The 12,172-nt window shown below is 68.0% G+C and carries 15 protein-coding genes; 10 read left to right on the forward strand and 5 right to left on the reverse strand.

All coding sequences use genetic code 11. From position 1 onward, the window contains the following. Positions 1-36: 36 nt before the first annotated feature. Together fdhD and N7I30_RS04615 are read right to left on the reverse strand one after the other, a co-directional pair. The gene (gene fdhD, locus N7I30_RS04610; protein ID WP_498637010.1) at positions 37-897 is read right to left on the reverse strand and encodes a formate dehydrogenase accessory sulfurtransferase FdhD; all 861 of its coding nucleotides are present in this window, start codon (positions 895-897) and stop codon (positions 37-39) included. A 105-nt stretch (positions 898-1,002) separates the two neighbouring features. After that, a complete protein-coding gene (locus N7I30_RS04615) occupies positions 1,003-1,887 on the reverse strand; it encodes a LysR family transcriptional regulator (protein ID WP_498637012.1) in 885 nt (294 codons plus the stop codon). Between the two features lie 108 nt (positions 1,888-1,995). On the opposite strand from N7I30_RS04615, the gene queF reads away from it, so the two are divergent. From queF to N7I30_RS04635, 4 genes are all read left to right on the forward strand, one after another. Then, positions 1,996-2,457, forward strand: a complete 462-nt coding sequence (gene queF, locus N7I30_RS04620) for a preQ(1) synthase (RefSeq protein ID WP_498637014.1) — start codon at positions 1,996-1,998, stop codon at positions 2,455-2,457. Between the two features lie 165 nt (positions 2,458-2,622). Further along, positions 2,623-3,750, forward strand: coding sequence for a 3,4-dihydroxy-2-butanone-4-phosphate synthase (ribB, locus tag N7I30_RS04625; RefSeq protein ID WP_230786540.1), 1,128 nt, complete (start codon positions 2,623-2,625; stop codon positions 3,748-3,750). 299 nt (positions 3,751-4,049) lie between these two features. Next, a complete protein-coding gene (locus tag N7I30_RS04630; protein ID WP_491372779.1) occupies positions 4,050-4,355 on the forward strand; it encodes a hypothetical protein in 306 nt (101 codons plus the stop codon). 72 nt (positions 4,356-4,427) lie between these two features. Beyond that, positions 4,428-4,847: a hypothetical protein gene (locus N7I30_RS04635; RefSeq protein WP_498637016.1), complete on the forward strand. Its 420-nt coding sequence runs from the start codon at positions 4,428-4,430 to the stop codon at positions 4,845-4,847. Here N7I30_RS04635 and N7I30_RS04640 read toward each other — a convergent pair. After that, the gene (locus N7I30_RS04640; RefSeq protein WP_498637018.1) at positions 4,828-5,460 is read right to left on the reverse strand and encodes a hypothetical protein; all 633 of its coding nucleotides are present in this window, start codon (positions 5,458-5,460) and stop codon (positions 4,828-4,830) included. The genes N7I30_RS04635 and N7I30_RS04640 overlap by 20 nt on opposite strands. Positions 5,461-5,574: 114 nt before the next feature. Next, entirely contained in the window at positions 5,575-6,498 is a 924-nt protein-coding gene (pcaQ, locus tag N7I30_RS04645; RefSeq protein ID WP_498637020.1) for a pca operon transcription factor PcaQ, read from the reverse strand. 98 nt (positions 6,499-6,596) lie between these two features. Here pcaQ and pcaC point away from each other — a divergent pair, with 98 nt between their 5' ends. From pcaC to pobA, 6 genes are read left to right on the forward strand one after another with little or no spacing between them, the layout of a single operon-like run. Continuing rightward, positions 6,597-7,004 carry a 4-carboxymuconolactone decarboxylase gene (pcaC, locus tag N7I30_RS04650; protein WP_009210949.1) on the forward strand — a complete coding sequence of 136 codons (408 nt, stop codon included), beginning with the start codon at positions 6,597-6,599 and terminating at the stop codon, positions 7,002-7,004. Then, entirely contained in the window at positions 7,001-7,723 is a 723-nt protein-coding gene (pcaH, locus tag N7I30_RS04655; protein WP_498637023.1) for a protocatechuate 3,4-dioxygenase subunit beta, read from the forward strand. Before pcaC ends, pcaH begins: the two co-directional genes overlap by 4 nt. After that, the gene (gene pcaG / locus N7I30_RS04660) at positions 7,723-8,349 is read left to right on the forward strand and encodes a protocatechuate 3,4-dioxygenase subunit alpha (protein WP_498637025.1); all 627 of its coding nucleotides are present in this window, start codon (positions 7,723-7,725) and stop codon (positions 8,347-8,349) included. Before pcaH ends, pcaG begins: the two co-directional genes overlap by 1 nt. Before the next feature lie 17 nt (positions 8,350-8,366). Continuing rightward, on the forward strand, positions 8,367-9,224 hold the full coding sequence (locus N7I30_RS04665) for a CoA transferase subunit A (RefSeq protein ID WP_187389858.1): 858 nt from the start codon (positions 8,367-8,369) through the stop codon (positions 9,222-9,224). Next, positions 9,224-10,006, forward strand: a complete 783-nt coding sequence (locus N7I30_RS04670; RefSeq protein ID WP_491389995.1) for a CoA-transferase subunit beta — start codon at positions 9,224-9,226, stop codon at positions 10,004-10,006. Before N7I30_RS04665 ends, N7I30_RS04670 begins: the two co-directional genes overlap by 1 nt. Beyond that, the gene (pobA, locus tag N7I30_RS04675; protein WP_498637028.1) at positions 10,003-11,184 is read left to right on the forward strand and encodes a 4-hydroxybenzoate 3-monooxygenase; all 1,182 of its coding nucleotides are present in this window, start codon (positions 10,003-10,005) and stop codon (positions 11,182-11,184) included. The genes N7I30_RS04670 and pobA overlap by 4 nt, the downstream gene beginning before the upstream one ends. Before the next feature lie 15 nt (positions 11,185-11,199). On the opposite strand, the gene trhO is transcribed toward pobA, so the two are convergent. Continuing rightward, the gene (gene trhO, locus N7I30_RS04680) at positions 11,200-12,087 is read right to left on the reverse strand and encodes an oxygen-dependent tRNA uridine(34) hydroxylase TrhO (protein WP_498637030.1); all 888 of its coding nucleotides are present in this window, start codon (positions 12,085-12,087) and stop codon (positions 11,200-11,202) included. Positions 12,088-12,172: the final 85 nt, after the last annotated feature.

The following is a 12,172-nucleotide window of genomic DNA, read 5'->3' on the forward strand; positions in this document are numbered from 1 at the left end:
GGTTGCGCACCTCCCCGGTTCGATCCCCGGCCGGCGTCAGGCGCTCCGGGGTCGGGCCTCACCACCGGCGCGATGCTCGGCTGACACGGCGTCGGCGCCCGCGATCCGCGCCGGATGGGTGAAGATCTCGAAATCCTCGTCCCGCACCACCGCCACCAGTGTGACGCCGGCGGCCTGCGCCTCGGCGATGGCGAGTTCGGTGGGCGCCGAGATCGCGGCGATCAGCCCGCAGCCCATCACCGCCGCCTTCTGGATCAGCTCCACCGACACCCGGCTGGTGATGGTCAGGAAGCCGGCCGCGGGATCGATGCCTGCTCCGGCCAGATGCCCGGCCACCTTGTCCAGCGCATTGTGCCGGCCGACATCCTCGCGCAGCACCACCATGTCACCCCCCGGCCGGTGAAACGCCGCCGCGTGGACGGCCCGCGTCAGCCGCGTCAGTTCCTGCTGCCGCGCCATGGCGGCCACCGCCTCGGTCAGTTCGGCGGGCGCGACGGAGAATTCTGGCGCTTCGACGGTCGGCAGGTCGCGGCCGGCGAGCTCCAGCGATTCCACCCCGCAGAGGCCACAGCCCACCGGCCCGGTCATCTGGCGCCGGCGGGCGGTGTAGGTCGCGGCGCGGGCCTCGCTCAGCCACAGCCGGCAGTCGATGCCGAGGTCGCCGTCGACGATCTCCATCCGCTCGATCTCGTCGGGATGGGTGACGATGCGCTCGTTCAGGGCCAGGCCGATGCCGAGGTCCCGGATATGGGAGGGCGTCGCCATCATCACCGCATGGGTCGAGCCGTTGACCGAGATAGCGATGGCGGTCTCCGCCGGCACCTGGCGCGTCACCGATGCGAAGGCGCCATCCCGAAAGACGATGCTCTGCGTGCCCGTCGACGGGTTGCGGGTCATGCCAGATCCTTCTTGCGGCAGGCGGCGCGGATCGTCGTCCACGCCGGTCTCCGGCCAAGTGGAGCAGACCGGCGTCGCCGCAAGCGCTCGGTGGCAACGACGTCTTCAGGCCGCGTCCGCCAAGGCGCTTTCCTCCCAGAAGGCTGTCAGGATCGGCGGACGCGGATCGCGCCGGGCGGTGACCAGACCGATGCGGTAGCTGACGTCGCCATCGGTGATGGGGATCGCCACCATCGGGTCGGCAAGGCCCAGCGTGTCGGCGAACGGACAGGGCATGATCGTCGCCAGATCCGCGGCCCGCACCTGCGCCAGCAGCGCGATCATCGAGTTCGATTCCATCACCGCCCGGAACGCCCTCCCCTCGGCCCCCAGATGCCGGTTGAGGATCTGCCGGTTCTGCATGTCGCCCGACAGGAGGCAGAGCGGGATCGAGGCCGCCTCCTCCCAGGTGACGCTCGCCTTGTCGGCCAGGCGGCTGCCGCGCGTCGTCACCAGGCAGTAGCGCTCGGCATAGAGCGGCCGTGTATCGAGCCGGCGCAGGCGCTCGTCGTCGAGATAGGTCAGGGCGACGTCGATCTCGAAATTCTCGACGCCCTGCACGAGCTCGGTCGAGGTGTGCGACATGACCTCGAAGGACACATCGGCATGCCGGGCCAGGAACGGCGTCGTCAGCCGCGCCACCACCGGCAGCGCCGTCGGCACCGCGCCGATCCGCAGATGGCCGGAAAGGCCGGACCGGACGGTGCGGATCTCCTCGCGCATGGTGCGCAGGTCGTCGGTGATCCGCCGCGCCCAGACGAGGACGCGCTCGCCCTCCTCGGTCATTCCCTGGAACCGAGAGCCGCGATTGACCAGCGTCACCTCGAGCCGCTCCTCCAGCTGGCGGAGGCCCGCCGACAGGGTCGGCTGGGTGATGCCCAGCCGCTCGGCGGCGCGGCCGAAATGCTTCTCGCCGGCCAGCATGATGAGATATTCGAGCTTGTCGATCATCGCGGCACCCTATCAATCGCCGGACCACGCTCCTACATGCAGCGGCTTCGCGCCGCCGCTGTCCCCAGGAAGCGGCGCAGTCCTTCCGACGGCTTCACGGACGCTTCCATGGTTTCTTCCGACGATCTCTCCCAACTCGGCCGCGACGCCCGTCCCGCCGCCTCGCCCGAAGAGGCGGTGCTGGAAACGGTGCCCTACACGCGGGGCGACGGCGCCCCGGCCATCGTGCGCTTCACCTGCCCGGAATTCACCTCGCTCTGCCCGGTGACCGGCCAGCCCGACTTCGCCCATCTCGTCATCGACTACGCGCCGGACGAACGGCTGGTGGAATCGAAGTCGCTGAAGCTGTTCCTGACCAGCTTCCGCAATCACGGCGCCTTCCACGAGGATTGCACGGTCTCGGTCGGCCGGCGCATCGTCGCCGCGACCAAGCCCCTGTGGCTGCGCATCGGCGGCTACTGGTATCCGCGCGGCGGCATCCCGATCGACGTGTTCTGGCAGACCGGCCCGGCCCCCGAGGGCGCCTGGGTCCCGGAGACCGGCGTGCCGCCCTATCGCGGGCGCGGCTGACCACTGCGTTCGGGGCAGCCGCATTGATCGCCGGCCGCCCCGCGCCTAAAGCATCGAGGAAACAAGCGCGACGGCGCGGCCACGGCCCTTTCGGAGCGGCCGGCCGGGGTCGCGGAGACGAGGCGGCATGCCGGGGCGCATGACCTGCAATCGGAGCGGACGGACATGACGGACCAGGACACGCAGCTCGACAGCATCGAATCGGCCATCGCGGCCATCGCCGAGGGTGAGCTCGTCGTCGTCGTCGACGACACCGACCGCGAGAACGAGGGCGACCTGATCATGGCCGCGTCGAAGGCGACGCCGGAAAAGATGGCCTTCATGATCCGCCACACCAGCGGCATCATCTGCGTGCCGATGACCGCCGACCGCGCCGACCGGCTGAACCTGCCGCCGATGGTCGCCAACAATCTCGACCCGATGCGCACCGCCTTCACCGTGTCCGTCGACTACAAGGTCGGCATGACCACCGGCATTTCCGCCGAGGAACGCACCAACACGGTGCGGGCGCTGGCCAACGACAATTGCTCCGGCACCGACTTCCTGAAGCCGGGCCATATCTTTCCGCTGATTGCCCGCGACGGCGGCGTCCTCACCCGCTCCGGCCACACCGAGGCGGGCACGGATCTGGCCAAGCTGGCCGGGCTGGAGCCGGCCGGCGTCCTCGCCGAGATCGTCAATGACGACGGCACGGTGAAGCGGCTGCCGGAGCTGCTGGTCTTCGCTCGCGAGCACGGCCTGAAGATCATCTCCATCGAGGACCTGATCTCCCACCGCATCCGGCGCGAATCCTTCGTCACCTGCGTGCGCGAGGAGCCGATGAAGGTCGGCGGCGTGGATGCCATGCTGCGCATCTACGAGACGCCCTTCGACCAGATGCAGCACGTGGTGGCGGTGTTCGGCGACGTGCGCGACGGCGAGAAGGTGCCCACCCGCATCCACCGCGAACAGCCGGTGCTCGACCTGTTCGGCCGCACGCGGGAGACCAAGACCTGGGTGGAGATCGCGGTCGACCGGCTGAAGAGCCACGGCTCCGGCGTCCTGATGCTGCTGCGCACGCCCAATGTCGACGATTTCGAGACCGGCGAGACGGTCGCCGACCATGCCGACGGCGAACGCCACGGCAGTGCCCTGAAGCGCCAGCAGCGCTGGCGCGAGATCGGCGTCGGGGCGCAGATCCTGCGCGATCTCGGCGTGCGCTCGATCTCGGTCGTGGCGACGCATGAGCGCGCCTATGTCGGCCTCACCGGCTTCGGCATCGAGGTCGCAGGGACCATTCTCGTCGAGGACTGAGACCGGGCGAGGTCACTCCGGCAGCACGCCGCGCGTGGCGACTGCCGCTCCGTCGCAACCCGGCTGCAACCGCAGCGCATCCCGCAGAGGAAGCTGGGAGGATTCTCTCTGCCTTATGAACAACATGGGTCAGATGCGCCGTCCGTCGCGCCATAACAGCACAGATTTTGTCTCAACTTGGCACAACTCGCGCGGTGAAGCAAAAACTTCCCGTAAGTCAGAATAATCCTGTTGATATTCGTCAGATATGATTCAATCCTCTCCTTGCGCTACATCATAACAACGGAGGCGTTTTTTCCATGCGCAAGGTCCTGCTTAGCATTTCCGCAGTCGCTGCGGTGCTCGCATTCTCTGCGACCGCCGAAGCGAAAACCTACAAGCGGCACATCGCCGAGAACAACGAGAAGGCATATTGCGTCGAGTACGTGCCTTCCACCTACATCTACAATACCCGTGGCAAGAAGGTCGTCGGCGAGAGCCGCTCCTGGGTCGGCGACTTCGTCGACGGCGCCACCATCGTCAAGCGCCGCAATCCGGCCGTGTACAAGACCACGCGGAAGCTCGTCGAGCAGGATCACTACACGCTCGTCGAAGGCGCCTGCTGACATCGCACGAAGGGGGAGCGAGCCGATGTGCCCGCTCCTCCTTAACCCTTGCCACAGAAGGAGCGGACGCCGATGACCGTCACCGCCAGCTTCACGGCAGCACTCGTCCTGGCCGCCGGCCTGACCATTCCCTTCGGGGAGAAATCTCCCCCCGCCACCGCGCCCGCTCCGCTGCCGGAATACGGGCTCGCCTTTGAATTCGTCGAAGAGGAGCGCGGCTATACGCTGAACGCCCTCGTCCAGGATCGCGCCACCCGCAAGGTGGAAAGCACCACCATCAACCGGTGCAACGCGATCGACATCGAGTCCTTTTCCGAAGGCCTGTTCGGGAGCCCCGTACGTTGCGACGGGGTGAACTACGTCTTCGAGACCGAGGGCACGGCGATCGTCGTGGAATCCTCCGACACCAAGCCGTCGCGACGGGTGAAGATTCTGGCTCCCGGGCATGCCATCCTGAACGGCATTCCGCTGCTCATGGAGACAGCGCGCTAGAGATCGGGAAGCTCATCCCGTCCAGCGCGTCCGGTCGGCGATAGCGGATTTCGCCATCGATCGTATAGGCCTGCGGCAGCCGGTTCTCCGGCGCGCCGACGGGCGGTGCCGTGCGCGTCGGGGTCACCATCAATCCGGCATCCCAGAACCGTTCGAGATCGTCCGCCGTCACGCCGTCCTCGTCGTCGGCAAAGGCGATGGCGAGGCCTTCCGTGCCGGTGACGGTCTGCCGCCAGGGTGTCTGGCCGGCGGCCGGCAGCGGCCAGCCCGGCGTCGCGGCGGCGTCGGCCGCGTCACCTGCCGAAGCGCGCCGATCTGCGTCCGTGGTGGCGGGCTCCCCGTCCGCATCCACATCCGCATCCGTATCCGCGTCGACGACCGGCTCCCGGGGCACCAGGAACCCTTCATAGGACAGGGCGGCGATGACGTAGGGCGGGACGTAATAGGCGGCGTTGGTCGGGGTGATCGGCCGCACGATGAGCTCCGGCCCGGTCTCGCAGGCCTCGGCGGTCGGCCCGCCCGCATTGTCGAGCGTCACATAGCAGCGCGAGGGGATGCTGGTGCATCCGCCGACGATGGCGAGCGTGAACAGGATGGGCAGAGCTGGTCGCATCGGGTGTCCCTCGCTGCGACCTTCCACATTTATGGTTAGCGGGCCGTTAATGACGGCGCGCAGCGCCCCGGAAACAGCGTCCGACCGGCGGCGAGGCCCTGACGGGTCACCGCCTCAGCGGGCCAGCCCGTGGGCGGCCACCGTGGCGCGGATGGCGGCGATGAACAGGCGGAGCGCCGGCGACGGATCGCCCTCCCCGCGCATGGTCAGGCCGACAGGCCCCAGCGTCTCGGCCATGTCGACGGGCAGTTCGGCCAGCATGCCGTCGGCCACGTCCAGCGCCACCACCCCCGACGAGATGAACCAGACCGCATCGGTCTTACGGACATAGGCCCGGCCGAAACTGTCGACGACGGTCTCGATGCGGTCGCGGCGCCGGGTCAGGCCGTGGGCGATGAAGTAGCGCTCGGCGATCGTCCGGATGGCGGCATCCGCATCGGGAAAGATCAGCGGATAGGCGGCGATCGACGCGGGATCGGCGGCGCTCAGCAGCGGATGGCCGGGGCGCACGACGAGACTGACCCGCTCGGAATAGAGCTGGGCGAAGCTGAAGCCGGCCATTGCCTCGGGCTGGCCGAGCCGGCCGATCACCAGGTCGAGGGCGCCGGAGGCAAGTTGCGACAGCAGATAGGCGTTGGGCCCCGAAACGATGGTCAGCCCCGCCTCCGGGGCGGTCCGCGCCATCTCGATCGCCGCGTCCGGCACGATGCGCGCGGCCACGCTCGGCAGCGCGCCGATCGAGAGGCGCAGCTGCGACGCGGCCAGCGTCTCGGCGACGCCCTCGATGCCCTGGCTGAGCGCGGCAAGACTGGCCGAGGCATAGGAATGGAACATCCGCCCCACCGGCGTCAGCGTCGCCCCACCCCGCCCGCGGGCAACGAGCCGCGCGCCCAGCATCTCCTCGAGTTCGGACAAGGTCTTGGAGACGGCGGGCTGCGACACGTTCAGCCGCACCGCCGCCTTGCCGAGACTGGCGGAGCGGGCTACCTCGATGAAGGTCTTCAGATGTCTCAGACGAACCCGTGGGTCGATTTCCATAATCTCACGGTTATGCGAACTGCGCTGGAATTCATTTTACATGAGTTTTCAGGCGGCTGATAGTGAACGGGTTGAGCTGACGGAGACCGGGAGGAACCATGCAGCAGGACCCCAGCGAGCGCTACCAGGCAGGCATGAGAGTACGCCGTGCCGTGCTCGGCGACGCCCATGTCGATCGCGCCCAGCGCCAGAGCGACGGGTTCGACGCCCCCTTCCAGAGCTTCATCACCGAGGGCGCCTGGGGCACGGTCTGGTCGCGTCCGCATTTCACTCATCGCGAACGCTCCATCGTCACCATCGCGCTGCTGGCCGCGCTGGGCCAGGACGACGAGGTTGCCATGCATGTGCGGGCCACGGCCAATACGGGCGCGACCCGCGAGGACGTTCTGGAGGCGCTGCTGCACGTCGCGGTCTATGCCGGCGTGCCCGCCGCCAACCACGCCATCAAGATTGCCAAGTCGGTCTATGCCGAGATCGACAAGGCCGCGGAGGCAGGCCCCGCATGAGCGGCGGATCCTTCTTCCAGCGCGACCGCAACTGGCATCCGGCCGCCTACACGCCCGGTTACAAGACGAGCGTCACCCGCTCGCCGCAGAAGGCGCCGATCTCGCTCGACAACACCGTCTCGGAAATGACCGGCCCGGTCTTCGGCCACGACCTGATCGGCGAGACCGACAACGACCTCCTGCGCAATTTCGCCCATGGCGGCGAGCCGATCGGCCAGCGCATCATCGTCCATGGCCGGGTGCTCGACGAGACCGGCAAGGGCGTTCCCGGCGCGCTGCTGGAATTCTGGCAGGCCAATGCCGGCGGGCGCTACCGCCACAAGAAGGAAACCTATCTGGCGCCGCTCGATCCGAATTTCGGCGGCTGCGGGCGCACCCTCACCGACGCCGACGGCAGCTACCGCCTGCGCACCATCAAGCCCGGCGCCTATCCCTGGCCGAACGGCGTCAATGACTGGCGCCCGGCCCATATCCATTTCTCGGTCTTCGGCCATGGCTTCGCCCAGCGGCTGATCACCCAGATGTATTTCGAGGGCGATCCGCTGATCTGGCGCTGCCCGATCGTCGCGACGATCCCCGACCGGACCGCGGTCGAACGGCTGATCGCGCCGCTCGACATGAACAATGCCGTGCCGATGGACAGCCGCGCCTATCGCTTCGACATCGTCCTGCGCGGGCGCCGGTCGACCCTGTTCGAGAACCGGACGGAGGGCAATTGATGGTCCAGCCGCTCGCCTATCTGAAGGAATCGCCGTCGCAGACGGCCGGCCCCTACGTCCATATCGGCTGCACGCCGAACTACAGCGGCATCGAGGGCGTCTACGGCGAGGATCTCGGCGCCCGTATGGTGGATGCGCAGACGCAGGGCGAGCGCATCCGCATCGTCGGCCGCGTCTTCGACGGCGTCGGCACTGCGCTGAAGGACGCCCTGGTCGAGATCTGGCAGGCCGATGCGCAAGGGCTCTATCCCGGCCCGTCCGAGACCCGCGGCACCGCCGATCCGCATTTTGCCGGCTTCGGCCGCTCGCCCGGCGACATGACCACCGGCGAGTTCGTCTTCGAGACCATCAAGCCCGGCAAGGTGCCATTCAAGGACGGCCGCCCCCAAGCGCCGCATGTGACGGTCTGGATCGTCGCGCGCGGCATCAATCTCGGCTTGCACACCCGCATGTATTTCGGCGACGAGGAGGCGGCCAATGTGGCCGATCCGGTGCTGGCGCGCATCGAGCACCGCGCGCGGGTCCAGACGCTGATCGCGCCGCGCACGCAGGAGGGCGACGTGCCGACCTACCGGTTCGACATCCGCCTGCAGGGCGAGAACGAGACGATCTTCTTCGACATCTGACGGCTGCAAAGAGATCCATGGCACAGTTCAAGACACTGAAAGACGCCGTCGCCGACAATCTGCGGCCCGGCGACATCGCGGCCTTCGAGGGCTTCACCCATCTCATCCCCCATGCGGCCGCCCATGAGGTGATCCGCCAGGGCATCGGCGATCTGACCCTCGTGCGGCTCACCCCCGACCTCGTCTACGACCAGCTCGTCGGCTGCGGCCTCGTGAAGAAGATGATCTTCTCCTATCTCGGCAATCCCGGCGTCGGCCTGCTGCGGCGCGTGCGCGACGCGGTGGAGAACGGCGTGCCGCAGCCGCTGGAACTGGAGGAACACTCCCACGCCGCCCTCGCCAATGCCTATGAGGCGGGCGCCGCCGGCCTGCCGATGGCGGTGTTCCGCGGCTACAAGGGCGCCGGGCTGAAGGCGGTCAATGCGAACATCCGCTCGGTCACCTGCCCCTTCACCGGCGAGGAACTGGCTGCCGTCCCGGCGATCCGCCCGGACGTCACCTTCATCCATGCCCAGAAGGCCGACCGGAAGGGCAATGTCCTGATCGAGGGCATTCTCGGCGTCCAGAAGGAGGCGGTGCTGGCGGCCAGGCGCGCCGTCATCACCGTGGAGGAGATCGTCGACGATTTCGACGACGCCCATCCGAACCTGACCATCCTGCCGCACTGGACGATCAGCGCGATTGCCCATGTGCCCGGCGGCGCCCATCCGTCCTATGCGCGGGGCTATTACGGCCGCGACAATGCGGCCTATGTCGAATGGGACGAGATCGCCGCAGACATGGACCGGTTCAGGGCCTGGATCGACACCCATGTCATGCAGGCCGGGCCGGAGGATTTCGCCGGCCGCGTCGAGACGCTGAAGGGGAAGATGTGATGGCGAATGCGGACTTCACGCCCGACGAGATGATGACCATCGCCGCTGCGCGGGCGCTGTCGAACGACGACGTCTGCTTCGTCGGCATCGGCGCGCCCTCGGCCGCCTGCAACGTCGCCCGGCTCACCCATGCGCCGGACATCACCCTGATCTACGAGAGCGGCACCATCGCCACGGCGCCGAGCGTCCTGCCCCTGTCCATCGGCGACGGCGAACTCTGCGAGACGGCGCTGACCACCGTCTCGGTGCCGGAGATGTTCCGCTACTGGCTGCAGGGCGGCCGCATCTCCATCGGCTTCCTCGGCGCGGCGCAGCTCGATCCCTTCGGCAACATCAACACCACGGTGATCGGCGACTACGCCCATCCGAAGACCCGCCTGCCCGGCGGCGGCGGCGCGCCGGAGATCGCTTCGTCCTGCGGCGAGGTGTTCATCACCATGAAGCAGACCAAGCGCGGCATGGTGAAGGCAATCGACTTCTTCACCTCCTTCGGCCATGGCAAGGGCGGCTCGGACCGCCAGGATCTCGGCATCACCACCAAGGGGCCGACGCTGCTGGTCACCGACATGGCGGTCTGGCGGCCGAATCCCGAGACCAAGGAATTCGAGGTCAATTCCATCCATCCTGGCGCCTCGCGCGAGGCGATCGCCGCGAGCTGCGACTGGGATGTCGTCTATGCGGCCGATGTCGGCGAGACGCCGCCGCCGACCGAACTGGAGCTTTCCACCCTGCGCGAGATCAAGGCTCGCACCGCGGCCGCACATCGGCGGAACGCCGCGTGACGACGACCCGCACCCGCGTCGCCATCATCGGCGGTGGCCCGGCCGGCCTGCTGCTCGCGCTGATCCTGCACCGCGCCGGCATCGAAAGCGTCGTCCTGGAGCGCAAGAGCCGCGACTACGTCCTGTCGCGCATCCGCGCCGGCGTCCTCGAACAGGGCACCACCGATCTCCTGCGCACCGTCGGCCTCGGCGCGCGGATGGACCGCGAGGGCCTCGTCCATGACGGCTTCGACATCGCCTGGCGCGGCGAGATGCTACATGTCGATTTGCGCGAACTGACCGGCGGCAAGACCGTCACGGTCTACGGCCAGACCGAGGTGACCCACGATCTCTACGATGCCCTCGACGAGGCCGGCGTGCCGGTCATCCACGAAGTCGAGGACGTCACGCCGCAGGACATCACCGGCAGCGCGCCCTTCGTCACCTACCGCACGACAGACGGCGAACAGCGGCTGGAATGCGACTTCATCGCCGGCTGCGACGGCTTCCACGGCGTCTGCCGGCAGGCGATCCCCGTCGCCAGCATCGAGACCTTCGAGCGGGTCTATCCCTTCGCCTGGCTCGGCGTCCTGTCCCGCACGCCGCCGATCCAGGAGGAGCTGATCTACGCCAATCACAGCCGCGGCTTCGCGCTGTGCTCGCTGCGCAATCCGCAGCTCTCGCGCTACTACATCCAGTGCGACGCCGACGACGACGTCGCCAACTGGCCGGACGAGCGTTTCTTCGACGAATTGCAGGCCCGGCTGCCCTCCGCGGTCGCCGGCAATCTGGTGCGCGGGCCGTCGATCGAGAAGTCGCTGGCGCCCCTGCGCTCCTTCGTCGCCGAGCCGATGCGCTACGGCCGGATGTTCCTCGCGGGCGACGCCGCCCATATCGTGCCGCCGACCGGCGCCAAGGGGCTCAACCTCGCGGTCTCCGACATCCACTACCTGTCGCGCGCGCTGATCGCCCATTATCTCGACAAGGACGACGGTCTGCTCGACGCCTATTCCGAGACCGCGCTGGCGCGGGCGTGGAAGGCCGAGCGTTTCTCTTGGTGGTTCACCTCGATGATCCACCGCTTCGAGGAGCACGGCGCCTTTTCGCAGCGGATCCAGGAGGCGGAATTCGACTATCTGGCCGATTCCGAGGCGGCGCAGAAATCGCTTGCCGAGAATTATGTGGGGTTGCCCTTCTGACGGACGGCGGGCCGCTCAGCCGCGTCCTGTCTCCCGCATGATCTGGCGCTGGCGCTCGCGCAGCGACGCGGCCTTCTCCTCGGTCAGCCGGTCGATGCAATGGACACAGGAGACCCCCTCCTCGAAGGCCGGGTCGGCGCGCTCCTCCGGTGACAGCGGCTGGCCGCAGCCATAGCAGGCGGTCCAGTCCGTCCGTGCCAGTCCGTGGCCGACGGCGACGCGGCCGTCGAAGACGTAGCAATCGCCCTCCCAGCGGCTGTCTTCCTGCGGCACGTCCTCGAGATATTGCAGGATGCCACCCTTGAGGTGGAAGACGCTCTCGAACCCCTTGGACAGCATGTAGGCCGAGGCCTTCTCGCAGCGGATGCCGCCGGTGCAGAACATCGCCACCTTGCGGTGCTCGGCCGGATCGAGCGCGGTCTCCACATAGGCCTTGAAGTCGGTGAAGCTATCGATCGCCGGATCCACCGCCCCGGCAAATCCGCCGACCTTGGTCTCGTAGCGATTGCGGGTGTCGAGGACGAGCACCTCCGGATCGTCGATCATGGCGTTCCAGTCGGAAGGGGCGACATAGGTGCCGACGCGCCGGGAGGGATCGGCCTCGGGCGCCCGCATGGTGATGATCTCGGGCCGGATGCGTACCTTGGTGCGGGCAAAGGGCCAGTCCTCGGCCGCCGAGAATTTCAGCTCGCCGCGGCCGATGCCGCAGCGCCGGTCGAGATGCGCGACCATCGTCGCCACGCCGTCCTGCAGGCCCGCCAGCGTGCCGTTGATCCCCTCCGGGGCGATGAGGATCGTGCCGCGCGTGCCGGTGTCGGCGCACAAGGCGGCAAGCTCGGCCTTCAGCGCGGGAAGGTCGTCGAGCGGGACAAAACGATAGAAGGTGGCGACGGTCAGGGACATGGCGCGTCATACCGCCGGTCTGCCCGCCTGACAAACCCCCGCCGCCCCGCGCCGCTCACCGATCCCCAGGCGACGATCCGGTGCA

It is taken from the genome of Aurantimonas litoralis (assembly GCF_026153195.1).
In the GTDB taxonomy this organism is placed as follows: Bacteria; Pseudomonadota; Alphaproteobacteria; order Rhizobiales; family Rhizobiaceae; genus Aurantimonas; species Aurantimonas coralicida.

Coding starts and splice junctions, on each gene's coding strand:
- N7I30_RS04630 (WP_491372779.1), top strand. CDS start 4,050: ATGCGCAAGGTCCTGCTTAGCATTTCCGCAGTCGCTGCGGTGCTCGCA.
- N7I30_RS04635 (WP_498637016.1), top strand. CDS start 4,428: ATGACCGTCACCGCCAGCTTCACGGCAGCACTCGTCCTGGCCGCCGGC.
- fdhD (WP_498637010.1), bottom strand. CDS start 897: ATGACCCGCAACCCGTCGACGGGCACGCAGAGCATCGTCTTTCGGGAT.
- pcaC (WP_009210949.1), top strand. CDS start 6,597: ATGCAGCAGGACCCCAGCGAGCGCTACCAGGCAGGCATGAGAGTACGC.
- pcaG (WP_498637025.1), top strand. CDS start 7,723: ATGGTCCAGCCGCTCGCCTATCTGAAGGAATCGCCGTCGCAGACGGCC.
- queF (WP_498637014.1), top strand. CDS start 1,996: ATGGTTTCTTCCGACGATCTCTCCCAACTCGGCCGCGACGCCCGTCCC.
- ribB (WP_230786540.1), top strand. CDS start 2,623: ATGACGGACCAGGACACGCAGCTCGACAGCATCGAATCGGCCATCGCG.
- pcaQ (WP_498637020.1), bottom strand. CDS start 6,498: ATGGAAATCGACCCACGGGTTCGTCTGAGACATCTGAAGACCTTCATC.
- N7I30_RS04640 (WP_498637018.1), bottom strand. CDS start 5,460: ATGCGACCAGCTCTGCCCATCCTGTTCACGCTCGCCATCGTCGGCGGA.
- N7I30_RS04615 (WP_498637012.1), bottom strand. CDS start 1,887: ATGATCGACAAGCTCGAATATCTCATCATGCTGGCCGGCGAGAAGCAT.
- pcaH (WP_498637023.1), top strand. CDS start 7,001: ATGAGCGGCGGATCCTTCTTCCAGCGCGACCGCAACTGGCATCCGGCC.
- trhO (WP_498637030.1), bottom strand. CDS start 12,087: ATGTCCCTGACCGTCGCCACCTTCTATCGTTTTGTCCCGCTCGACGAC.
- N7I30_RS04665 (WP_187389858.1), top strand. CDS start 8,367: ATGGCACAGTTCAAGACACTGAAAGACGCCGTCGCCGACAATCTGCGG.
- N7I30_RS04670 (WP_491389995.1), top strand. CDS start 9,224: ATGGCGAATGCGGACTTCACGCCCGACGAGATGATGACCATCGCCGCT.